This window comes from Pseudomonas sp. M1, from assembly GCF_022760135.1.
Taxonomy (GTDB): Bacteria; Pseudomonadota; Gammaproteobacteria; order Pseudomonadales; family Pseudomonadaceae; genus Pseudomonas; species Pseudomonas citronellolis.
Genome location: NZ_CP094343.1, coordinates 5,803,702 through 5,825,847, shown reverse-complemented (window position 1 = coordinate 5,825,847; position 22,146 = coordinate 5,803,702). Strand labels below are relative to the sequence as shown.

Sequence of the window (22,146 nt, the reverse complement as noted above, 5' to 3'; positions counted from 1 at the left end):
CTCCTTTTGCGAAGGCCATGGAACGTTTCATCGAAAACAGCATGTACGCCGCCCGCTGGCTGCTGGCGCCGGTCTATATCGGCCTGTCGCTGGCGCTGCTGGCATTGACCATCAAGTTCTTCCAGGAAATCCTCCACATCCTCCCGGACATCTTCTCGATCGCCGAGGCCGACCTGATCCTGGTGCTGCTGTCGCTGATCGACATGGCCCTGGTCGGCGGCCTGCTGGTGATGGTGATGTTCTCCGGCTACGAGAACTTCGTCTCGCAGCTGGACATTTCCGAAGGCAAGGAAAAGCTCAGCTGGCTCGGCAAGATGGACGCCAGTTCGCTGAAGAACAAGGTGGCCGCTTCCATCGTGGCGATCTCCTCGATCCACCTGCTGCGCATCTTCATGGACGCCAAGAACGTCCCGGACAACAAGCTGATGTGGTACGTGATCATCCACCTCACCTTCGTCCTCTCCGCGTTCGCCATGGGTTACCTGGACAAGGCCACGCGCCACGACCACTGATCGCTTTTCCCGCCTCCAGCACACCGCCCGTCAGCCACAACTGACGGGCGGTGTCGTTTGCGCTGGGCGCGGCCGGCGCGCTGTACCAGACTGGCTGCGTTGGAGCCTACCCTGGAGGTGCGCGATGAACCTGCAAGAGCTGACCAACCGTTCCCTCGCCGGGGATATCGACGAACTCAACCTGGTATCCCTGGAGGGCGGCATCTACGTGCTGGAGGCGCGCGTGGGCCAGCGTTTCTTCCCGATCCAGGACGCCAAGGGGCACGTGCTCGGGGTGCGTTCGCTGGAGCACGCCCGCCAATTGCTGACGGCGTTGCCACCGATCCCTTTCCAACTGGTGCATGCCGCGGTGCAGGACGAGATGTGCGGCTCGCAGAGCGGCAGCGCGCAGAACGACGAGGGCGTGCCCATGCCGCTGCACTGAGGTCGCGGTGGGGCGGGGCGGTCGACTGTGCTAGGCTGGCCGCCCTTTTTTACCCAGCGGAGCCCCCGCCATGAGCGAACTCAACCTTTCCACCGACGAAGCCCGCGTCAGCTACGGCGTCGGCCGCCAGCTGGGCGACCAGCTGCGTGCCAACCCGGTCCCGGGCATGAGCCTGGACGCGGTGCTGGCCGGCCTCTCCGACGCCTTCGCCGGTGCCGATAGCCGGGTGCCCGCCGAGCAGCTGTCCGCCAGCTTCCAGGTGATCCGCCAGCGCATGCAGGCCGAAGCCCAGGCCAAGGCCGATGCGGCCGCCGCCGAAGGCAAGGCCTACCTGGTGGAGAACGCCAAGCGCGAGGGCGTCACCGTGCTGCCGTCCGGCCTGCAATACGAAGTGCTGGTCGCCGGCGAGGGCGCCAAGCCGTCCCGCGACGACACCGTGCGCACCCACTACCACGGTACCCTGATCGACGGCAGCGTGTTCGACAGCTCCTACCAGCGCGGCCAGCCGGCCGAGTTCCCGGTGGGCGGCGTGATCGCCGGCTGGGTCGAGGCCCTGCAACTGATGAACACCGGCAGCAAGTGGCGCCTGCACGTGCCGGCCGAACTGGCCTACGGCGGCCAGGCGGTGGGCAGCATCCCGCCGCACAGCACCCTGGTGTTTGACGTCGAGCTGCTCGACATCCTCTGATGGATGCAGCCCGCGGCGGCCGTCCCTGGCCGCCGCGGCGTGCCGGGGGCTCCACGTTGCCCCCGCTGTGCAGCCGCCTCCCGGGCGGCGACCGCACGGATGGCGCGTCCTGCGCCATCGCAAAAAGCCCTGTACATCCCGCTCTTGCTCTTCGTAGGAGCGAGCTTGCTCGCGAACGGCCCTACGGGTCGTTATGTTTGCCAGATGAGATGTAGCGGATTTATCCGCGATTCCGCCGGCAGTGCCGGCGCTCATCCCGCCATCGCGGACAAGGTCCGCTCCTACGCCCGTGCTTCCCCGGAACTGTAGGAGGGGCCTGCCCGCGATTCGCGCGCAGGGCGCGCTCCTACAGGGGAATGGCGTGGGTGGGGCGGCGTAGGAGCGGATCTCATCCGCGAATCGCGCCGGATCGTCCGGCTATCGCGGACAAGGTCCGCTCCTACGAAAGCCCCGGCGCTCCCGCGAACAGCCACAGCGTTCAACGCAGCGCGCGGGCGTAGCAGAACAGGAACAGGTTGCGCACCAGCTCCTTGAGCACCTGCGGCTCGCTGGTGCCCAGTTCGTGCAGGTCCAGGCCGCCCTGTTCGCGCAACTCGTCCAGGGCGTCTTCCTGCAGCAGGGCGCAGACTTCCCCGGTATCGCGATTGAGGATGCGCAGATAGGGATGGGGGCGGTCCAGCCAGGCATCGATCATGTAGGTCATCTCTGCATCTCCTTGGTAGCCGAGTTAATGAGAATAATTCTTATTATCTCAATGGCAAGCCCCTATGCAGAATTTTTTTCCACCAACCGACCAATGCCATGGCCTGGATCAACCGCGCATAACGCAGAACGCCCGCGCGGCAGGGCCGGGCGGGCGTTCGTCGGATCGCGTGCGGATCAGTGGGTGCGGGCGACGGCGAACTCGCTGAGCTCGATCAGCGCGTCACGGTACTCGTTGTCCGGCAGCGCCTTGAGGCAGTCGATGGCGCGGGCGGCGTATTCGCGCGCCAGCTTCGCGGTGTAGTCCAGGGCGCCGGCGGCTTCCACGGCGGCGCGGATGCCCTCCAGGTCCTGGCTGCCGCCCTGCTGGATGGCCTTGCGCACCAGTAGCGCCTGTTCCGGGGTGCCGTCGCGCATGGTGGCGATCAGCGGCAGGGTGGGCTTGCCCTCGGCGAGGTCGTCGCCGACGTTCTTGCCCAGGGTGCTGGCGTCGCCGCGGTAGTCCAGCAGGTCGTCCACCAGCTGGAAGGCGATGCCCAGGGCGTCGCCGAACTGGCGCAGGGCCTCGGCCTGTTCCGCGGTGGCGCCGGCGATGGCGGCGGCGCTGTGGGTGGAGGCCTCGAAGAGCATCGCGGTCTTGCCGCGGATGACTTCCATGTAGGTTTCTTCGGTGGTGCTGGCGTCGCGCACCTTGGTCAGCTGCAGCACCTCGCCCTCGGCGATCACCCGGGTGGCCTGGGAGATGATGCGCATCACCGGCATGGAGCCGAGTTCGACCATCATTTCGAAGGAGCGGGCATAGAGGAAGTCGCCGACCAGCACGCTGGGCGCGTTGCCCCACTGCGCGTTGGCGGTGGCGCGGCCGCGGCGCAGGCCGGAGGCGTCGACCACGTCGTCGTGCAGCAGGGTGGAGGTGTGCAGGAACTCGATGGTGGCGGCCAGCAGGCGCAGGTCGTCCCCGGAGTAGCCCAGGGCCTTGCCGCTGAGCAGCACCAGCAGCGGGCGAAGACGCTTGCCGCCGGCGGAGATGATATAGTCGCCGATCTTCTCGACCAGGGGAACGCGGGAGCTGAGCTGGCGACGGATGATGCCGTCGACGGCGGTGAAGTCGTCCGCCACCACCCGATAGAAAGCCTGGGGTTGCATATTACGAAGGCGCTCCTCGAAGAATGCGCGGCATGCTAGGTGCCGGGGTGGGGGCTGTCAAGGAAAGCGCCGCAAGGCTTGTGTCCGCGTAGGGCTTTGCGTACAATCGCGGCCCCGAACTTCCCTGGCATACCCTGCCTTACGCAATTGCACGGGCGCTCTTCCGGCCCCATGCAGCCATGCCGACCGATACCTCTTCCTATAAAGCGTCGGGTGAGCAGGTCTAACGGAGACATCCAGATGTACGCAGTTATTGTTACCGGCGGCAAGCAATACAAAGTCGCCGAAGGCGAATTCCTCAAGGTCGAGAAACTCGACGTCGCCACCGGCGAAGCGATCAACCTGGATCGCGTTCTGCTGGTCGCCAATGGCGATGACGTCAAGATCGGCCTGCCGGTGGTAGAAGGCGCGAAAGTGACCGCTGAAGTGGTTTCCCACGGTCGTCACGACAAAGTGCGCATCATCAAGTTCCGCCGCCGCAAGCACCACATGAAGCGTCAGGGCCACCGCCAGTGGTTCACTGAAATCAAGATCACCGGCATCCAGGCCTAATTCCTTTTTTGGAGGATATGACTCATGGCACACAAGAAAGCTGGCGGTAGTACCCGCAACGGCCGCGACTCCGAAAGTAAACGCCTTGGCGTGAAGCTGTTCGGTAGCCAGGCTGTCAAAGCAGGCAACATCATCGTGCGTCAGCGCGGCACCCAGTTCCACGCCGGCTACGGCGTTGGCATGGGCAAGGATCACACCCTGTTCGCGAAAATCGACGGCGTGATCAAGTTCGAAGTGAAAGGCGCCTTCGGCCGTCGCTACGTAAGCGTCGTCGCTGCCTAAGCGAGCCTTCACTGAAAAAGCCCTGTCTCGCGACGGGGCTTTTTTGTTTCTGGCGTTTCCCGGCAACGGATCCCGGGCTCCTGCGTTTGCGCGGGCTTGGCTGTATCCTATGCTCCTTTTCTTATTCAACCCGCCACGCTGGCGGGAGGCGTTCCCATGAAATTCGTCGACGAAGTATCCATCCACGTGAAAGCCGGTGACGGCGGCAATGGCCTCATGAGCTTTCGCCGCGAGAAGTTCATCGAGAAGGGCGGCCCCAACGGCGGTGACGGCGGTGACGGCGGCTCGGTGTTCCTCGAGGCCGACGAAAGCCTGAACACCCTGGTGGACTACCGCTACACCCGCCGTTTCGATGCCCAGCGCGGGCAGAACGGCGGCAGCAAGGACTGCACCGGCGCCAAGGGCGACGACCTGGTCCTGCCGGTGCCGGTGGGCACCACCGTGATCGATGCGAGCACCCATGAAGTCATCGGCGACCTGACCGAGCCCGGCCAGCGCCTGATGGTCGCCCAGGGCGGCTGGCACGGCCTGGGCAACACCCGCTTCAAGTCCAGCACCAACCGCGCGCCGCGGCAGACCACCCCGGGCAAGCCCGGCGAGGCCCGCGACCTCAAGCTGGAGCTGAAGGTCCTGGCCGACGTCGGCCTGCTGGGCCTGCCGAACGCCGGCAAGAGCACCTTCATCCGCGCCGTGTCCGCGGCCAAGCCGAAAGTCGCCGACTACCCCTTCACCACCCTGGTGCCGAACCTGGGCGTGGTCAGCGTCGGGCGCTTCAAGAGCTTCGTGGTCGCCGACATCCCCGGCCTGATCGAGGGCGCCGCCGAAGGCGCCGGCCTGGGCATCCGCTTCCTCAAGCACCTGGCGCGTACCCGCCTGCTGCTGCACATCGTCGACATGGCGCCGCTGGACGAGAGCGACCCGGCCGATGCCGCCGAGACCATCGTCAACGAGCTGGCCAAGTTCAGCCCGGCGCTCACCGAGCGTGACCGCTGGCTGGTGCTGAACAAGATGGACCAGATCCTCGAGCCGGAAGAGCAGGAGCGGCGCAAGCAGCAGGTGGTCGAGCGCCTGGGCTGGGAAGGTCCGGTCTACGTGATCTCCGCCCTGGAGCGCGAAGGCACCGAGGCGCTCAGCCAGGACATCATGAAGTACCTCGACGAGCGCAGCCTGCGCATCGAGGAAGACCCGGCCTACGGCGAGGCCCTGGCCGAACTCGACCAGCGCATCGAGGACGAGGCGCGTTCCCGTCTGCAGGCCATGGACGACGCGCGCGCGCTGCGCCGTGCCGGCCTGAAGAATGCCGACGACCTCGACGACGACGATGATTTCGACGACGAGGACGACGGCGACGGGCCGGAAATCTTCTACGTGCCCTGACCGGCGCCGCGTGCGCCGGTCCCGAAGCAACCTGGTGAAACCTGACTTCGTAAGGTTGATGTATGCGTGAGAAAGTGACCGGCGCGCGGCGCTGGGTGGTGAAGATCGGCAGCGCCCTGCTCACGGCCGATGGCCGCGGGCTGGACCGCGACGCCATGGCGGTGTGGGTCGAGCAGATGGTCGCGCTGCACTGCGCGGGCGTCGAGCTGGTGCTGGTGTCCTCCGGCGCCGTGGCGGCGGGCATGAGCCGCCTGGGCTGGGTCTCCCGGCCGAGCGACATGCACGAGCTGCAGGCCGCGGCGGCGGTCGGCCAGATGGGCCTGGTGCAGGCCTGGGAGTCCAGCTTCGGCCAGCACGGCCTGCAGACCGCCCAGGTGCTGCTGACCCATGACGACCTGTCCGACCGCAAGCGCTACCTGAACGCCCGCAACACCCTGCGCACCCTGGTCGACCTCGGCGTGATCCCGGTGATCAACGAGAACGACACCGTGGTCACCGACGAAATCCGCTTCGGCGACAACGACACCCTGGCGGCCCTGGTGGCCAACCTGGTGGAGGCCGACCTGTTGGTGATCCTCACCGACCGCGACGGCATGTTCGACGCCGACCCGCGCAACAATCCCGAAGCCCAGCTGATCTACGAAGCCCGCGCCGACGACGCCCAGCTCGACCTGGTAGCTGGCGGCAGTGCCGGCGCCCTCGGCCGCGGCGGCATGCAGACCAAGCTGCGCGCGGCGCGCCTGGCGGCGCGTTCCGGCGCGCACACGGTGATCGTCGGCGGGCGCATCGAGCGCGTGCTCGACCGCCTGCGCTCCGGCGAGCGCCTGGGCACCCTCCTGACCCCCGAGCAGAGCCGCAAGGCCGCGCGCAAGCAGTGGCTGGCCGGCCACCTGCAGATGCGCGGCACCCTGGTGCTGGACGCCGGCGCGGTCAAGGCCATCGCCGAGGACCACAAGAGCCTGCTGCCGGTGGGCGTGAAGCAGGTCCAGGGCAGCTTCCGCCGCGGCGAGATGGTGGTTTGCGTGGACCCGCAGGGTCGCGAGATCGCCCGCGGCCTGGCCAACTACAGCGCCCTGGAGGCGCAGAAGATCATCGGCCAGCCGACCGATGCCATCGAGGGCCTGCTCGGCTACGTCGACGGCCCGGAGCTGGTGCACCGCGACAACCTCGTGCTGGTCTGAAGGAGTCACCGATGAAGCTGTCGTCCATGAGGCTGTGGAAGAGCGTGTGCGCCGGCCTGCTGATGCTGCCGGCGCTGGCAGGGGCGGAGGAGATCGGCGAGGTCTCCACGGTGTTCAAGTGGGTGGGGCCGAACGACAAGATCGTGGTCGAGGCCTTCGACGATCCCAAGGTGGAAGGGGTGACCTGCTATCTGTCGCGGGCCAAGACCGGCGGCGTCAAGGGCGGCCTGGGCCTGGCCGAGGACCGCGCCGAGGCGTCCATCGCCTGCCGCCAGGTCGGGCCGATCCGCTTCGCCGGCGAGCTCAAGGACGGCGAGGAAGTGTTCAAGCAGCGTACCTCGCTGGTATTCAAGTCCATGCAGGTGGTGCGCTTCTTCGACAAGAAGCGCAACGCGCTGGTCTACCTCGTCTACAGCGACCGCATCATCGAAGGCAGCCCGCAGAACGCGGTGACCGCCATCCCGATCATGCCCTGGCCGGCGAAATAAAAGCCTTTTGCTTTTCGTAGGAGCAACTGTCTTGCGCCGATGTGCTCGTCGTAGGATGGGTTGAGCTTGCGATACCCATGCTGCCGTGGTGATGGGTATCGCTTCGCTCAACACCATCCTACGAAAAGCCGTGCTTCCCTGGAGGCGTAGGAGCGGGCCCTGCCCGCGATTCGCGCGCAGGGCGCGCTCCTACAGGGGAATGCGTGGGTGGGGCGGCGTAGGAGATCTTATCCGCGAATCGCGCCGGGGATTACGGCTCGCGGAGAAGCTCCGCTCCTACGGTCCGGGGCCGGGTTTAGGCTTTCCGCAGGCAATAAAAAACCGGCCACTGGGGCCGGTTTTTCAAGAACGCAACGCTTACGCGGTGGCCAGGGCCTTCACGTGGGCGTTCAGGCGGCTCTTGTGGCGAGCGGCCTTGTTCTTGTGGATGATGCCTTTGTCAGCCATGCGGTCGATGACCGGTACGGCGGCAACCAGAGCGGCCTGGGCCTTGGGCAGGTCCTTGGCATCGACTGCCTTGACTACGTTCTTGATGTAGGTACGAACCATGGAACGCAGGCTGGCGTTGTGGCTGCGACGCTTCTCAGCCTGTTTGGCGCGTTTTTTGGCGGAAGGTGTGTTGGCCACCGTCGAGCTCCTCGAGAAAAACTTGGGATATAGCGAATAAATTAAGGCCGCGAATGATGCCGTCGAGTCCGTGCCTTGTCAAGGGTATGAGCGGCCTCCGACGAGCGGCATGACCGGGGATTCGCGGACTGGGTGGGTGATTTATTCGACCGGCGGCCATACACTCGACGCCCTTTACTGGCCGCCGGGCGATCCGGCCGCCCGCGGGCAGGGCCACCCTGCGCTGACAAGTCCCGGATGCAATGAATCTACTCAAATCGCTGGCCGCGGTCAGCTCCATGACCATGATCTCGCGGGTGCTCGGCTTCGTCCGGGACACCATAGTAGCGCGCATGTTCGGCGCCGGCATGGCCACCGACGCCTTCTTCGTCGCCTTCAAGCTGCCCAACCTGCTGCGCCGCATCTTCGCCGAGGGCGCCTTCTCCCAGGCCTTCGTGCCCATCCTCGCCGAATACAAGACGCAGCAGGGCGAGGAGGCCGCTCGCACCTTCATCGCCTATGTCTCCGGCCTGCTGACCCTGGTGCTGGCGCTGGTCACCGCGCTGGGCATCCTCGCCGCGCCCTGGGTGATCTGGATCACCGCGCCGGGCTTCGCCGACACTCCGGAGAAGTTCGACCTGACCACAGCGCTGCTGCGGGTGACCTTCCCCTACATCCTGCTGATTTCCCTGGCCTCGCTGGCCGGGGCCATCCTCAATACCTGGAACCGCTTCTCGGTGCCGGCCTTCGTGCCGACCCTGCTGAACGTCAGCATGATCGCCTTCTCGCTGTTCCTCACCCCGTATTTCGACCCGCCGGTGATGGCCCTGGGCTGGGCGGTGCTGGCCGGCGGCCTGGCGCAGCTGCTCTACCAACTGCCGCACCTGAAGAAGATCGGCATGCTGGTGCTGCCGCGCCTGAACCTGCGCGACAGCGGCGTGTGGCGCGTGCTCAAGCAGATGGGCCCGGCGATCCTCGGCGTGTCGGTGAGCCAGATCTCGCTGATCATCAACACCATCTTCGCTTCCTTCCTGGCCGCAGGCTCGGTGTCCTGGATGTACTACGCCGACCGCCTGATGGAGCTGCCCTCCGGCGTGCTGGGCGTGGCCCTGGGCACCATCCTGCTGCCGTCCCTGGCCAAGACCTACGCCAGCGACGACCGCCACGAGTATTCGCGCCTGATGGACTGGGGCCTGCGCCTGTGCTTCCTGCTGGTGCTGCCCTGCGCCCTGGCCCTGGCGCTGATCGCCGAGCCGCTGACCGTGTCGCTGTTCCAGTACGGCAAGTTCAGCGCCAACGACGCGCTCATGACCCAGCGCGCGCTCATCGCCTACGCCGTGGGCCTGCTCGGGATCATCCTGGTCAAGGTGCTGGCGCCGGGCTTCTATGCCCGGCAGAACATCCGCACGCCGGTGAAGATCGCGCTCTTCACCCTGATTTCCACCCAGGCGATGAACCTGGTGTTCATCGGCCCGCTCAAGCACGCGGGCCTGGCCCTGGCCATCAGCCTGGCGGCCTGCCTCAACGCCGGCCTTCTGTACTGGCAGCTGCGCAAGCACGACCTGTTCGAGCCGCAGCCGGGCTGGGCGAAGTTCCTCGGCAAGCTGGTGCTGGCGGTGCTGGTGATGTCCGCCGTGCTGCTGGGCCTGATGCACTTCATGCCGGCCTGGGACCTGGGCGGCATGCCGTTGCGCCTGGCGCGCCTGGGCGTGCTGGTGGTGGCCGGCGTGGTGGCCTATTTCGGTATGCTGGCGCTGCTGGGCTTCCGCCTGCGCGACTTCTCGCGGCGGGCGGTGAGCTAGCCCGGCGCCGGCACTTGGGTGCATCCGTGACGCGCGGCGGCTTTGTGCCTGTCGCGCGGCGGCGGGTGCAGGTATAATCGACCACTTTCTGAGCAATACGCGCGCTATGCAGCTGCTTCGAGGCCTCCACAACCTGCGGCCCCTGTCCGGGGGCTGCGTTGCCACCATCGGCAATTTCGACGGCGTCCACCTTGGCCACCAGGCGATCCTGGCGCGTCTGCGCGAGCGCTCGCAGGAGCTGGGCGTGCCCAGCTGCGTGGTGATCTTCGAGCCGCAGCCGCGCGAATACTTCGCCCCGGATGCCGCGCCGGTGCGCCTGACGCGCCTGCGCGAGAAGCTCGAACTGCTGCGCGAGCAGGGCGTCGACTTCGTCCTGTGCCTGACCTTCAACCGCCGCCTGCGCGAACTGTCGGCCGCCGAGTTCGTCCGCCAGGTGCTGGTGGACGGCCTGGCGGTGCGCCACCTGGAAGTGGGCGACGACTTCCGCTTCGGCTGCGACCGTTCCGGCGACTTCGCCTTCCTGGTCCGGGCCAGCGCCGAGCAGGGTTTCACCGTCGAGGCCGCCACCACGGTGGAAGTCGACGGCATGCGGGTGAGCAGCTCGCGCATCCGCAAGGTGCTCGCCGACGGCGACCTGCACCAGGCCGAGCGCCTGCTGGGCCGGCCGTTCCGCCTGAGCGGGCGGGTGCTGCACGGGCAGAAGCTCGGCCGCACCCTGGGTTCGCCCACCGCCAACATCCAGCTCAAGCGCCGCAAGGCGCCGCTGAACGGCGTCTACCTGGTCAGCACGGAAGTGGCCGGCCAGCGCGTCAATGGGGTGGCCAACATCGGCACGCGGCCGTCGGTCAACGGTGATGGCCGGCCCCACCTGGAAGTGCATCTGCTGGACTTCGCCGGCGACCTCTACGGCCTGCACCTGGATGTGACCTTCCACCAGAAGCTGCGAGATGAGCAGCGCTTCGCCTCCCTCGAGGCACTGAAGGCGGCGATCCTCGCCGACATAGCCGCCGCCCGGGCCTACTGGCTGGGCCAACCGCTTGATTGAAGAAATTCCGAACAGGCCCTGAGATGACCGACTACAAAGCCACGCTGAACCTTCCCGATACCCAGTTCCCGATGAAAGCCGGCCTGCCCCAGCGCGAGCCGGAAACCCTGAAGTTCTGGAACGACATCGGCCTGTACCAGAAGCTGCGGAAGGCCGGCGAAGGTCGCCCGAAATTCATCCTGCACGATGGCCCGCCCTACGCCAACGGCAGCATCCACATCGGTCACGCGGTCAACAAGATCCTCAAGGACCTGATCGTCCGCTCGCGCACCCTGGCCGGCTACGACGCCCCCTACGTGCCGGGCTGGGACTGCCACGGCCTGCCCATCGAGCACAAGGTCGAGACCACCCACGGCAAGAACCTGCCGGCGGACAAGACCCGCGAACTGTGCCGCGCCTACGCCACCGAGCAGATCGAGGGGCAGAAGGCCGACTTCATCCGCCTGGGCGTGCTCGGCGAGTGGGACAACCCCTACAAGACCATGAACTTCGCCAACGAGGCCGGCGAAATCCGCGCCCTGGCCGAGATGGTCAGGCAGGGCTTCGTGTTCAAGGGCCTGAAGCCGGTGAACTGGTGCTTCGACTGCGGCTCGGCCCTGGCCGAGGCGGAAGTCGAGTACGCCGACAAGAAGTCCGACGCCATCGACGTCGCCTTCCCGGTGGAAGACGAAGGCAAGCTGGCCGCCGCCTTCGGCCTGCCGAGCCTGGCCAAGCCCGCCGCCATCGTCATCTGGACCACCACCCCCTGGACCATCCCGGCCAACCAGGCGCTGAACGTCCACCCCGAATTCACCTACGCCCTGGTCGATACCGGCGCGCGCCTGCTGGTGCTGGCCGAGGAACTGGTCGAGTCCTGCCTGCAGCGCTACGGCCTGGAAGGCCAGGTCATCGCCACCGCCAAGGGCGAGGCGCTGGACCTGATCCGCTTCCGCCACCCGTTCTACGAGCGCTTCTCGCCGGTCTACTTGGCCGAGTACGTGGCCCTGGACGCCGGCACCGGCATCGTCCACTCCGCGCCGGCCTACGGCGAGGACGACTTCCGTACCTGCAAGCAGTACGGCATGAGCAACGACGACATCCTCAGCCCGGTGCAGAGCAACGGCGTGTATGTTCAGGACCTGCCGTTCTTCGGCGGCCAGTTCATCTGGAAGGCCAACCCGAACATCGTCGCCAAGCTGGACGAAGTGGGGGCGCTGCTCAAGCACGCCAGCATCAACCACAGCTACATGCACTGCTGGCGCCACAAGACGCCGCTGATCTACCGCGCCACCGCGCAGTGGTTCGTCGGCATGGACAAGCAGCCGGAGAGCGGCGCGACCCTGCGCGAGCGCGCGCTGGAAGCCATCACCCAGACCGAATTCGTGCCCAGCTGGGGCCAGGCGCGCCTGCACGGCATGATCGCCGGCCGTCCGGACTGGTGCATCTCGCGCCAGCGCAACTGGGGCGTGCCCATCCCGTTCTTCCTGCACAAGGCCACCGGCGAGCTGCACCCGCGCACCGTCGAGCTGATGGAAGCAGTCGCCCAGCGCGTGGAGAAGGAGGGCATCGAGGCCTGGTTCAAGCTCGACGCCGCCGAACTGCTGGGTGACGAAGCCGCGCAGTACGACAAGATCAACGACACCCTGGACGTCTGGTTCGACTCCGGCACCACCCACTGGCACGTGCTGCGCGGCTCCCACGCCGAGCTGGGCCATGCCGATGGCCCGGCCGCCGACCTCTACCTGGAAGGTTCCGACCAGCACCGCGGCTGGTTCCACTCCTCGCTGCTGACCGGCTGCGCCATCGACGGCCACGCGCCGTACCGCCAGCTGCTGACCCACGGCTTCACCGTGGACGAGTCCGGCCGCAAGATGTCCAAGTCCCTGGGCAACACCGTGGTGCCGCAGACCGTGATCGACACCCTGGGCGCCGACATCCTGCGCCTGTGGGTGGCCTCCACCGACTACTCCGGCGAGATCGCGGTCTCCCAGACCATCCTGCAGCGCAGCGCCGACGCCTACCGGCGCATCCGCAACACCACGCGCTTCCTGCTCTCCAACCTGACCGGCTTCGACCCGGCCAAGGACCTGCTGCCCAACGACCAGTTGCTGGCCCTGGACCGCTGGGCCGTGGACCGCGCCCTGCTGCTGCAGCGTGAGCTGGAAGAGGCCTACCGCGAGTACCGCTTCTGGAACGTCTACTCCAAGGTGCACAACTTCTGCGTGCAGGAGCTGGGCGGCTTCTACCTGGACATCATCAAGGACCGCCAGTACACCACCCAGGCCGACAGCGTCGCCCGCCGCTCCTGCCAGACCGCGCTGTTCCACATCGCCGAGGCGCTGGTGCGCTGGGTCGCGCCGATCTTGGCCTTCACCGCCGAGGAAGTGTGGAAGTTCCTGCCCGGCGAGCGTGCCGAGTCGGTCATGCTGACCACCTGGTACGACGGCCTGTCCGAACTGCCGGCCGACGCCGAGCTGGGCCGCGCCTACTGGGAGCAGGTCATGGCCGCCAAGGCCGCGGTCAACAAGGAGCTGGAGAACCAGCGCACCGCCAAGGCCATCGGCGGCAACCTGCAGGCCGAGGTCACCCTCTACGCCGAGGACGACCTGGCCCGCAGCCTGGACAAGCTGGGCAACGAGCTGCGCTTCGTGCTGATCACCTCCATCGCCACCCTCGCGCCCCTGGCCGATGCCCCGGCCGATGCCGTGCAGAGCGAACTGCCCGGCCTCAAGCTGAAGGTAGTGAAGTCGGCCCACGCCAAGTGCGCCCGTTGCTGGCACCACCGCGAGGACGTCGGCAGCCACGCCGCGCACCCGGAAATCTGCGGCCGCTGCGTGGAGAACATCGAAGGCGCCGGCGAGGTTCGCCACTATGCCTAACCGCTTCGGCCGCCTCGGCCTGCTGTGGATAACCGTGCTGGTCCTGGTCCTCGACCAGGTCAGCAAGGCCTACTTCGAAGGCACGCTGAGCCTGTACCAGCAGATCGTGGTCATCCCCGACCTGTTCAGCTGGACCCTGGCCTACAACACCGGCGCGGCCTTCAGCTTCCTGGCCGACAGCTCCGGCTGGCAGCGCTGGCTGTTCGCCCTGATCGCCATCGTGGTCAGCGCGGTGCTGGTCATCTGGCTCAAGCGCCTGAAGCCCAGCGACACCTGGCTGGCCATCGCCCTGGCCCTGGTGCTGGGCGGCGCGCTGGGCAACCTGTACGACCGCATCGTGCTCGGCCACGTGATCGACTTCATCCTGGTGCACTGGCAGAACCGCTGGTACTTCCCGGCGTTCAACCTGGCCGACAGCGCCATCACCGTAGGCGCCATCATGCTGGCGCTGGACATGTTCAAGACGAAGAAATCCGGAGAGACCGCCCATGGCTGACAGCAGCAGTGATATCCAGCGCATCGGAGCGGATACCGAAGTCACCCTGCACTTCGCCCTCAAGCTGGAGGACGGCAACGTCGTCGACAGCACCTTCGACAAGCAGCCGGCCACCTTCAAGGTCGGCGACGGCAACCTGCTGCCGGGCTTCGAGCAGGCGCTGTTCGGCCTCAAGGCCGGCGACAAGCGCACCCTGAACATCGAGCCGGAGCAGGGCTTCGGCCAGCCGAACCCGGCCAACGTGCAGGTGATGCCGCGCGACCAGTTCCAGGACATGGAACTGGCCGAAGGCCTGCTGGTGATCTTCAACGACGCCGCCAAGACCGAGCTGCCTGGCGTGGTCAAGGCCTTCGACGAACAGCAGGTGACCATCGATTTCAACCACCCGCTGGCCGGCAAGAGCCTGACCTTCGAAGTGGAAATCATCGACGTAAGGGCGCTCTGAGGGCCCTTCGCAGGCGTAGGATGGGTTGAGCCAAGCGATGCCCATCGCGCCATCCCCTCTGCGCGCCGAGACAGACCGACCATGCAAATCAAACTCGCCAACCCCCGCGGCTTCTGTGCCGGCGTCGACCGGGCGATCGAAATCGTCAACCGCGCCCTGGACGTGTTCGGCCCGCCGATCTACGTGCGCCATGAAGTGGTGCACAACAAGTTCGTGGTGGAGAACCTGCGCAATCGCGGCGCGGTGTTCGTCGAGGAACTCGACCAGGTGCCGGACGACACCATCGTCATCTTCAGCGCCCACGGTGTCTCCCAGGCCGTGCGCAAGGAGGCCGAGAACCGCGGCCTGAAGGTCTTCGACGCCACCTGCCCGCTGGTCACCAAGGTGCACATGGAAGTGGTGCGCTACAGCCGCGACGGCCAGGAGTGCATCCTCATCGGCCACGAAGGCCACCCCGAGGTGGAAGGCACCATGGGCCAGTACAACCGCGACAATGGCGGCGACATCTACCTGGTCGAGGACGAGGAAGACGTGGCCGCGCTGCAAGTGCGCAACCCCGAGGCCCTGCACTTCGTCACCCAGACCACCCTGTCGATGGACGACACCTCCAAGGTGATCGACGCCCTGCGCGCGAAATTCCCGTACATCAAGGGCCCGCGCAAGAACGACATCTGCTACGCCACCCAGAACCGCCAGGACGCCGTCAAGGACCTGGCCGACCAGTGCGACCTGGTGCTGGTGGTGGGCAGCCCGAACAGCTCCAACTCCAACCGCCTGCGCGAACTCGCCGAACGCATGGGCACCCCCGGCTACCTGATCGATGGCGCCGAGGACCTCAAGCGCGAATGGTTCGAAGGCAAGCGGCTCATCGGCATCACCGCCGGCGCCTCCGCCCCGGAAGTGCTGGTGCGCGGGGTGATCGAACAACTGCGCAAATGGGGCGCGGAGCCCGAGGTGGAGCTGGATGGGCGGGAGGAGAACATTACCTTCTCGATGCCCAAGGAACTGCGGGTGAAGGCGGTTTAGGGCCCAAGAAAAAGCCCGGTCACATGACCGGGCTTTTTGTTGATCGAAGGTTTCTACTTCCAGCAATCTGCGTTGGGCCCCTTGACGCCTGCGGCATTGAGCGTCAGGTTGCCACAGCTGTCCTCGGCCTGGGCGCCTTGCGGTGTGGTAGTCAGGGTATAGCCTGAGGCGCTCACATCCTCGATGCTCAGTTGATACAAGCCATTGGTCGAGTTGGAGGTTTCATAGCCCAGCTTGTCTGCCGTATCGGCGTAAGTGTTATTTTGTGCGAAATAACGCTCCTCACGAGCTGCTGCGTCGTTCAGCAGCGCCAATCCTTCGGCGCGGTTGGTCCGCAGGACGTACTGCCGGTAGCTCGGATAGGCAATAGCGGCAAGTATGGAGATGATCACCACCACGATCATCATCTCGATAAGAGTGAAGCCGCGCTGTTTGCAGGGAGCTGCCCTCATATTCCTTTCCTGTCGTTTGTTCATTGGGTGGCGAGGGGAATCATGCGCCAGCTCTGCCGGCCGGTGGAGTTGGGGCCGAAGTTCACCTTGCGTAGAGGATCATCGACATCGGGTGTCGCGAGTTGATCGTTGCCTAGGGCTATGCCGCCCGCAGTATTCCCCACTGCGCTGATGACAGTGTTCTTGTATTGGTCTGCGTTGTCGATGATACCGTTACGGTTCATGTCGAATACATTGAATGTGGTAGCGCCTCCACTATAGGGATCGATACCGTAGGTCCAGCCGGTCAGACCTGGGGAACAAGGATCCTGGTTGGGTATACGTGTCGGTACGAGTAGCAGATTGCCGCGAGCAAACATTTCGTCGGTAACACGCTCTCCATCGTTGCTTCCTCCCTTGACTAGTAGGTCGAGTACCCAGCCGGATTTCTTCGTCCAGTCCATGGCGTTCTGCGTCAGAGTACGGATGTTTTGAGTGACGCCGCCTATAGTGGCGGTTGTGCTCAGTACAATCTGCTGTGCCAGCAGATCGTTGCGGACGAGGGATGGCGCGGTATTGCTCATCTGGTCCCAAATGCCATAGACCGACTGCAGGGCGGTACTGGTCTTGTCAGGGGTGGTGAAGTAGCGTCCGGTGCCAAAAATCACGATGAAGCCGGTACCGCTAGGGTGGCGTATCAGCGACGGAGGTGCGGTGATTGACTGTACGGTGGCGTCGTCGGCGCTGACTGTTGCGCTGTACAGTGGGCTGCCGCCGAAGGATACCGACGCCGCGGCACCTCCCTTGGTCAGATCGAAACGCCAGACGTTGCCTTGCAGGTCGCCTGCGTAGGCATAGTCTGCGATTCCGTCGGAGTCGATATCTGCAGCACGGACACTGGACAGGCCATTGTTGACATTGCCTGTCGAAGTGGGTGTCAGCTTACTGATCAGGCGAGTCTTGGCGCTGGGGTCGACGTTCAGGATCAGCAGGCTGGCCTTGCCGTTGTTGCCGCCGTAGCCATTGCCCAGCAGCACTACCCAGCTACCGTCGTGCAGCTTGGAGATCGTAGGTATGGAGAAGGTATAGCCCAGATCGGTATCGTTGTCTGACGTGTATTCCCAGAGCAGCGAGATATTGTTCGGATCGGTGACGTCCAGGGCGAATACCCCGCGACCACCACCGCGCAGCGTTCCGACGAGGACCGTATGCCAGGCATTGCCGAAGAATACGTCGGCGACGACCGGGGTGCCGTCCACGTAGTAGCGGTGTTCGGACGAACTGGAACTGTTGTAGTTGGCGTCTGCCAGCCAGTACAGGTTGGGGATGACAGGTGTCGGAATATAGGCGAATTTTTCGGCGCCGCTGTTGGCGTCGAAGGCATGCAGCATACCGTCGTTGGCACCGACGTAGACTTGGGCGCGGCGGCAGGGAGCGTCGGCCGTGCTGGTTGTTCCTGCTGCGCAGGCGGTGTTCTTCTTCTTGAAGGCCGCATAGTCGCCGGATGGCTCGATAATGTTGGCCGCCGAGGAAAGGTACTGGGCGTCGCCGACCAGCACGGGCCCGGAATTGATGATGTCACCGATCAACGAGGTGCGGGTGCGATAGCTGCCTGCATTAGTGGTGTCGCCCTTGAGGAAGTTGACCTTGTTAGCGTCCAGGTTGGTCTGCAGGTTGATACCGGCGAACGTTCGGCTGGCCAGGTTATCGAAAGTGAAGTCCTGCAGGGCGGTGGCCGTCGAGTTGGCTATCTGGATCTTGCGGCTGCTCCAGGTCGGCAACTGCTCGCTAGCCTTCCAGTCCAGGGTGGTGGTGGTGCTGCCAGAGGTCTTGGTGCTCTTGATCAGGTCACCGGTCCAGTAGGTGACGTTCAGATCGGTGGTGTAGGTATCGTAGTTGTTGGTGGTGCTGAGCACCGGCAGAATAGCTGGCCGCGCGATGGAGTCGTTGCTCTGCAGAATCTGGTTGAAGGCCTTAGACATCTGGTCCTTCAGCGTGGTGGCGTTGGTGACCAAGAAGTAGTTGTCCGGGGTTCCTGCCTTACGCGAGTCCCACTTGCCGCTGATGGGCCTTGGGCTGGTGGTGCTGTAGTCGAAACCGCCCCACTTGGCCGCGTACCACAAGGGGTCCTGCAGGTTAGTCACCAGTGTGGCGCTGGAGGGCGTGAAGATTCGGGTCGGGCCGGTAGCGGTGACCTGGGTGCAGGAATTCGTATTGACGGAGCAGCCGCCAGGCAGGGAGTCAGCTTTCGGAGTGTCGAGAGCGTACTTGTTATTGCCGCTGCCCCCTCCGGTCACGTCGAGGTATATGCCGTTCTGCGTAGTGCCGGCAATGGTATAGCCCATATGGGACTCGTAGCCGGCGTTGGCGTAAGTGGTTTGTAGCTGCACGCTCAAGGTGCCGTTGGATTTCACCGATACGGTGTAGAGCACCGCAGCATCTTCATCGTAGTCGGCCCCCTGTCCGCCGTCATCGAAAACTACCCGGAAAATTGCCTGGGGATAACCGCCGTTTTTTGTCGAATCTTGAGTTTGTCCTGGCATGTTGTACATAGCCTGGACGAAGAAGCCAGTGATCTGTTCGGTCACGTCTGGGTTGCCGGTGACGACCTTGCCGAACGGAACCAGAGTTACGATGCTGCCACCGCTGTACTTGCCGTTCGCAATGCTGCCCCCGACTGGCATCTGGATACGCGGCAGAGGTGAGGATAGTGCGACAGCAAAGGTCTTGACGCTCTGCTTGGTGGAGGTGATGGCATTGCTGTTGCCATAGAACGCCACCGCAGAGGCGTTGTAGGTGCCTTGTTTGGTTGGTTCCTCGGGCAGGCCGCGGAAGCTGGCGAAGCTTGTTGCACCTTTCTTGGCCGTAGGGGCATTGTCAGTAGCCTGTCCGGACATTTCCCCGATATTGATGTTTGAGGCACTCGTCAGGCCTTCGGCGCTCCACATGGTGGTACCCAGCGTCGACACGTTGAGTTTGGCGAGGCTGCCGCTTGTGGTGGGTGAATTGGTGGTAGTGAAGGGACTGCCCGGGAGGTCCGAATCATAGTTCGGGTTGACGTCGCTCAGTACGGTCATGAACGGTTTGGAGCAGGTGTAAGCGGTGCCGCCGGTAACTCCACCCTTAGCGTATGGATCAACCCAACTGGTCAACTGGCTCATGCCGAGGATGCTGTCCGTACTCTGCTTGGTGGAGTCGTAGCTATAGCCACTAGTAGGAGACGTGGCTCCGCTGTAGTAATTCAGCGCTTCATACATCATTTCGCCCAGCGGGTTACCCCAGTTCTGGCAGACTCCGTTGGCGAGGTTATTGCCGGTGCTGCAGTTGGTCGAACTGGTGTTGCCAGTGTAGGTGTAGCTGCCAGAGTTCGCCGGGTCGGAGAGACGTATACCATCCAGACTGGAAATTAGTCCCTGCTTGGTATAGATCGTCTTTCCTCCATTGGTGCTGGCGATACCGAATACTCCAGTACTGGCATCTACTTCACCGGAAAACGAACTCATCGCCTTGCGCAATACTCCGCCTTGCAGATTGTTCGCGTAGGAGCCCGTGAGCAGCCCGAAGTACATTTGATTGCCTTCCCCATAGTCGTGGAGAAGGCCTGTTGGCTTGTAGTTGCCGTTGGGATAGAGCTTGCAGTTGCTTTCCAGCAAGTTGGGAACGCAGACCTGGGTACGTACGACGAAGTCATCCGGTGTAACAGGGAAATCAAATGAAATACTACTCGGGCCAGATGTCACATTGCCTTTATTGTCGTACTTTGTTTGGACACCAGTCGCCGAAACTGTCTCCCCTGCTTGCAGCGTTTCGCGGGCAACCCAACTCCAGACGCGCAAACTGCCATTGGAGAAGGTAGTGGTTGTGGTGGTTTTGTTGTTACCTGACCCTGACGTGGTGCTTTGGGTAGAGGGATAGCCTGATGAACTATCAGCCAGTACCCGCAGGTAGGGCATAGGTGTAGGGCTCACCAAGGCGGTTTTGCTGCTAAACAGAGCCGAAGTGCTGGCGTTGGAGAAGATGATGTAGTTGTTTTTCGTCGAGGCACTGTAGGGGGTGTAGTTGGCGATGTTGTAGCCGTCGTTGTTTACGCTCAAGTACTCTTTGCCCCAAGCGTGGGCGTCCTGGCGGATGAAGGCCCTTTCCAGATAGGTCTGGGTGGCGGTGTCGACGCTGCGATAGCCACCGTAAAGCACCTTGCGCAGGGCATCGGCTCGTGAGGTGGTTACATAGTTGAGGAAGTCACCGCTCCAGCGTGCATCACTATGGGCATTACAGGTCTTGTCATTGGTGATGTACTTGGGGACGAAGTAGTTCGTGGAATCATAGCTATAGCACTTTCCCGAATCGAAATAGCCGTAATAAGTGAATTTCGCGTTCGAGATATAATGGATGTCTAGGGAACCGTCGTCAGTGATGGCCGAGCCGGTCTTCAGATTTGAAGCATCGTTGTAGGCTGGGAAGAATAACTTGTGGTCGCGTCCAACTACCAGCATGTTCAGCGGTGGTACTGACTGGTTGACGAACAGCGGCAGTTGAGCCGGTACCTGGCTGGTGGTGGTATCAGCAGCGTACACGAGCGGAGTCGCGCCCAATACAGCACAGAGTCCGAGCAGGCTGGGGGCGGAGATAGGTCTTTGATTACTTTTCATAGGGGCCTGTCCGTTTGCGGCGTGACGCTAGTTGAATACTTTTGCCAGGATTGAGCGCAGCATGACGAGTTGAACGCTGCCATCGGTGGTCTTGCAGTTGGTAGCGCTAGCGCAGCTGTTTACTTCGTAGAAGAAAGCTGCACCCTTTCCGGTAAGTGCGCAGTTGTCCTCTACGCAAGTGCTACCCACTGGTACGGCATACCATTGGATGTTCGTTTTAGTAGCTGTTGCGCCTGGTGCCGCCGGGTTCTTGAAGACGGTTCCGTCGGTGGGGGCATAACTGGCCAGCTTCGCGGTATCCGAGAACTTGGGTGTGGTGTAGTCGTTGGAACTCGTCTTGCTGGCATAGGGAATACAGGGAATTTTTGTATCGCTGCAGTCGCTGGTGCTATCGGGGCTTACGAGGGCGCCTCCGATACTGCCTTCGCCCGCTCGCAGACCGGCTTCAGCCGCGTTGGTCAACCGCTTGTTCTCGATACTATTGGCGGTCATCCGTGACTCGAGGGTTACATCCCTCAAACTGGAGATTGCCAGCATGGTGACCAGCAATAGCATGATCAGGGCGATGAACAGCGCGGCGCCGCCTTGGTTCCTTGGAATAGATGTTTTCATGGCATCAGGTTCCTCAAGGTGACCGTCCCTTCGGCGATCTGATAGATCTGTTTGCTGTCAGTAATTTTGTCGCCGGTTCCGTAGAGACTCTGCCATTGGCTTAGGACAGGGTTGTCGGCATTCTCGCGCACGCCGTTACCGGGGCTCTGCATCAGTACCGCATAGCGTACGGCGCGGATTGGAAGGCTGGGGGAGGTCGTATAGGTAGTGACGGTGCGATCACTGATGGGGCCGGTACCGAACTCGAAACGTATAGCCACGACGTTCGGAGTTACTTCCTGGGCTTTTGTGCCCCTGCTGCTTGTGCAATACAGGCTGGAGGACTTTTTGTCGGCACTCTGCGCCACAGTGAATCTCTCGACGAATACCGGCGTTGCCGGATCCGGGGTGGCGCTAAGTGCAGTGGGATTCTGGATGGCGTCTTTTTCTGTCTCAGTCAATGCCTTCCCCTGGCAATCGACTTCGGCAGGATCGCGGGCTTGGTAGCGAATGCAGATGTCTTGCTCGCTGTTAGCGACAATGCTGATGCCGGCGGCAAAGTTGCAGCCGCTGAGCGAGCCGTCATCCGCAGGTAGCGCATAGGCGGGATCTATATTGGGCTGGCGCCGATAACCCGCCTTGGCAAGTTCCTGTTCTAGAAAACCCAGAGCGTAACGACTATTTTCCTGGTTTCCAGCCTGATTTTGCTGGAAGACATAGCTGCGTTTGTTATCGATGAATATCTGCGTGACGCCAAGGATTAGGAAGCTGGCAAGGGTCAGGGCGATCATCAACTCGATCAAGCTCAGGCCAGCCTGGGGGTGGCGTGAATTCAAACTTCTCAT

At 63.6% G+C, this 22,146-nt stretch carries 21 protein-coding genes; 14 read left to right on the top strand and 7 right to left on the bottom strand.

The genetic code is table 11. From position 1 onward, the window contains the following. Nucleotides 1-17 precede the first annotated feature (17 nt). The 3 genes from PM1_RS25790 (at nucleotide 18) to PM1_RS25780 (ending at nucleotide 1,624) form a co-directional block, all read left to right on the top strand. Complete coding sequence (locus PM1_RS25790) at nucleotides 18-512, top strand: TIGR00645 family protein (protein WP_009617541.1); 495 nt, start codon at nucleotides 18-20, stop codon at nucleotides 510-512. A gap of 124 nt (nucleotides 513-636) precedes the next feature. Continuing rightward, entirely contained in the window at nucleotides 637-936 is a 300-nt protein-coding gene (locus PM1_RS25785) for a DUF6482 family protein (RefSeq protein ID WP_009617543.1), read from the top strand. A gap of 70 nt (nucleotides 937-1,006) precedes the next feature. Continuing rightward, entirely contained in the window at nucleotides 1,007-1,624 is a 618-nt protein-coding gene (locus PM1_RS25780; RefSeq protein WP_009617545.1) for an FKBP-type peptidyl-prolyl cis-trans isomerase, read from the top strand. 478 nt (nucleotides 1,625-2,102) lie between these two features. Here the strand turns inward: PM1_RS25780 and PM1_RS25775 are convergent, their stop codons facing one another. Together PM1_RS25775 and PM1_RS25770 are read right to left on the bottom strand one after the other, a co-directional pair. After that, the gene (locus PM1_RS25775) at nucleotides 2,103-2,327 is read right to left on the bottom strand and encodes a PA4570 family protein (RefSeq protein ID WP_009617547.1); all 225 of its coding nucleotides are present in this window, start codon (nucleotides 2,325-2,327) and stop codon (nucleotides 2,103-2,105) included. A 176-nt stretch (nucleotides 2,328-2,503) separates the two neighbouring features. Next, the gene (locus PM1_RS25770; RefSeq protein WP_009617548.1) at nucleotides 2,504-3,472 is read right to left on the bottom strand and encodes a polyprenyl synthetase family protein; all 969 of its coding nucleotides are present in this window, start codon (nucleotides 3,470-3,472) and stop codon (nucleotides 2,504-2,506) included. Between the two features lie 240 nt (nucleotides 3,473-3,712). On the opposite strand from PM1_RS25770, the gene rplU reads away from it, so the two are divergent. The 5 genes from rplU to PM1_RS25745 all read left to right on the top strand — a co-directional run bounded on the left by rplU (nucleotide 3,713) and on the right by PM1_RS25745 (nucleotide 7,352). Next, complete coding sequence (rplU, locus tag PM1_RS25765) at nucleotides 3,713-4,024, top strand: 50S ribosomal protein L21 (protein WP_009617549.1); 312 nt, start codon at nucleotides 3,713-3,715, stop codon at nucleotides 4,022-4,024. A 24-nt stretch (nucleotides 4,025-4,048) separates the two neighbouring features. Beyond that, on the top strand, nucleotides 4,049-4,306 hold the full coding sequence (rpmA, locus tag PM1_RS25760; protein WP_009617551.1) for a 50S ribosomal protein L27: 258 nt from the start codon (nucleotides 4,049-4,051) through the stop codon (nucleotides 4,304-4,306). A gap of 156 nt (nucleotides 4,307-4,462) precedes the next feature. After that, nucleotides 4,463-5,683, top strand: coding sequence for an Obg family GTPase CgtA (cgtA, locus tag PM1_RS25755; RefSeq protein WP_009617552.1), 1,221 nt, complete (start codon nucleotides 4,463-4,465; stop codon nucleotides 5,681-5,683). Nucleotides 5,684-5,745: 62 nt separating this feature from the next. Beyond that, nucleotides 5,746-6,864, top strand: coding sequence for a glutamate 5-kinase (gene proB / locus PM1_RS25750; RefSeq protein WP_009617553.1), 1,119 nt, complete (start codon nucleotides 5,746-5,748; stop codon nucleotides 6,862-6,864). A 26-nt stretch (nucleotides 6,865-6,890) separates the two neighbouring features. Beyond that, nucleotides 6,891-7,352, top strand: a complete 462-nt coding sequence (locus PM1_RS25745; RefSeq protein WP_024128148.1) for a CreA family protein — start codon at nucleotides 6,891-6,893, stop codon at nucleotides 7,350-7,352. A 357-nt stretch (nucleotides 7,353-7,709) separates the two neighbouring features. Here PM1_RS25745 and rpsT read toward each other — a convergent pair whose 3' ends face one another. Continuing rightward, the gene (gene rpsT / locus PM1_RS25740; RefSeq protein ID WP_009617555.1) at nucleotides 7,710-7,979 is read right to left on the bottom strand and encodes a 30S ribosomal protein S20; all 270 of its coding nucleotides are present in this window, start codon (nucleotides 7,977-7,979) and stop codon (nucleotides 7,710-7,712) included. Between the two features lie 242 nt (nucleotides 7,980-8,221). Here rpsT and murJ point away from each other — a divergent pair, with 242 nt between their 5' ends. From murJ to ispH, 6 genes are all read left to right on the top strand, one after another. Further along, on the top strand, nucleotides 8,222-9,760 hold the full coding sequence (gene murJ / locus PM1_RS25735) for a murein biosynthesis integral membrane protein MurJ (protein ID WP_009617556.1): 1,539 nt from the start codon (nucleotides 8,222-8,224) through the stop codon (nucleotides 9,758-9,760). Between the two features lie 106 nt (nucleotides 9,761-9,866). Beyond that, nucleotides 9,867-10,805, top strand: a complete 939-nt coding sequence (gene ribF / locus PM1_RS25730; RefSeq protein ID WP_009617557.1) for a bifunctional riboflavin kinase/FAD synthetase — start codon at nucleotides 9,867-9,869, stop codon at nucleotides 10,803-10,805. A 23-nt stretch (nucleotides 10,806-10,828) separates the two neighbouring features. Then, nucleotides 10,829-13,663 (top strand): isoleucine--tRNA ligase, encoded by a 2,835-nt coding sequence (gene ileS / locus PM1_RS25725; protein ID WP_009617558.1) that lies wholly within the window; start codon nucleotides 10,829-10,831, stop codon nucleotides 13,661-13,663. After that, a complete protein-coding gene (gene lspA, locus PM1_RS25720) occupies nucleotides 13,656-14,159 on the top strand; it encodes a signal peptidase II (RefSeq protein ID WP_009617559.1) in 504 nt (167 codons plus the stop codon). The genes ileS and lspA overlap by 8 nt, the downstream gene beginning before the upstream one ends. Continuing rightward, complete coding sequence (gene fkpB, locus PM1_RS25715; protein ID WP_009617560.1) at nucleotides 14,152-14,604, top strand: FKBP-type peptidyl-prolyl cis-trans isomerase; 453 nt, start codon at nucleotides 14,152-14,154, stop codon at nucleotides 14,602-14,604. Before lspA ends, fkpB begins: the two co-directional genes overlap by 8 nt. 81 nt (nucleotides 14,605-14,685) lie before the next feature. Then, nucleotides 14,686-15,630, top strand: coding sequence for a 4-hydroxy-3-methylbut-2-enyl diphosphate reductase (ispH, locus tag PM1_RS25710; RefSeq protein WP_009617562.1), 945 nt, complete (start codon nucleotides 14,686-14,688; stop codon nucleotides 15,628-15,630). Between the two features lie 53 nt (nucleotides 15,631-15,683). Here ispH and PM1_RS25705 read toward each other — a convergent pair whose 3' ends face one another. The 4 genes from PM1_RS25705 to PM1_RS25690 are packed head-to-tail and all read right to left on the bottom strand — an operon-like array spanning nucleotide 15,684 to nucleotide 22,146. After that, entirely contained in the window at nucleotides 15,684-16,106 is a 423-nt protein-coding gene (locus tag PM1_RS25705) for a type IV pilin protein (protein ID WP_446731345.1), read from the bottom strand. After that, on the bottom strand, nucleotides 16,103-20,710 hold the full coding sequence (locus PM1_RS25700) for a PilC/PilY family type IV pilus protein (protein WP_009617566.1): 4,608 nt from the start codon (nucleotides 20,708-20,710) through the stop codon (nucleotides 16,103-16,105). Before PM1_RS25700 ends, PM1_RS25705 begins: the two co-directional genes overlap by 4 nt. A gap of 27 nt (nucleotides 20,711-20,737) precedes the next feature. Beyond that, nucleotides 20,738-21,322, bottom strand: a complete 585-nt coding sequence (locus PM1_RS25695) for a pilus assembly PilX family protein (protein ID WP_009617569.1) — start codon at nucleotides 21,320-21,322, stop codon at nucleotides 20,738-20,740. Continuing rightward, nucleotides 21,319-22,146 carry a PilW family protein gene (locus PM1_RS25690; protein ID WP_043300181.1) on the bottom strand — a complete coding sequence of 276 codons (828 nt, stop codon included), beginning with the start codon at nucleotides 22,144-22,146 and terminating at the stop codon, nucleotides 21,319-21,321. The genes PM1_RS25695 and PM1_RS25690 overlap by 4 nt, the downstream gene beginning before the upstream one ends.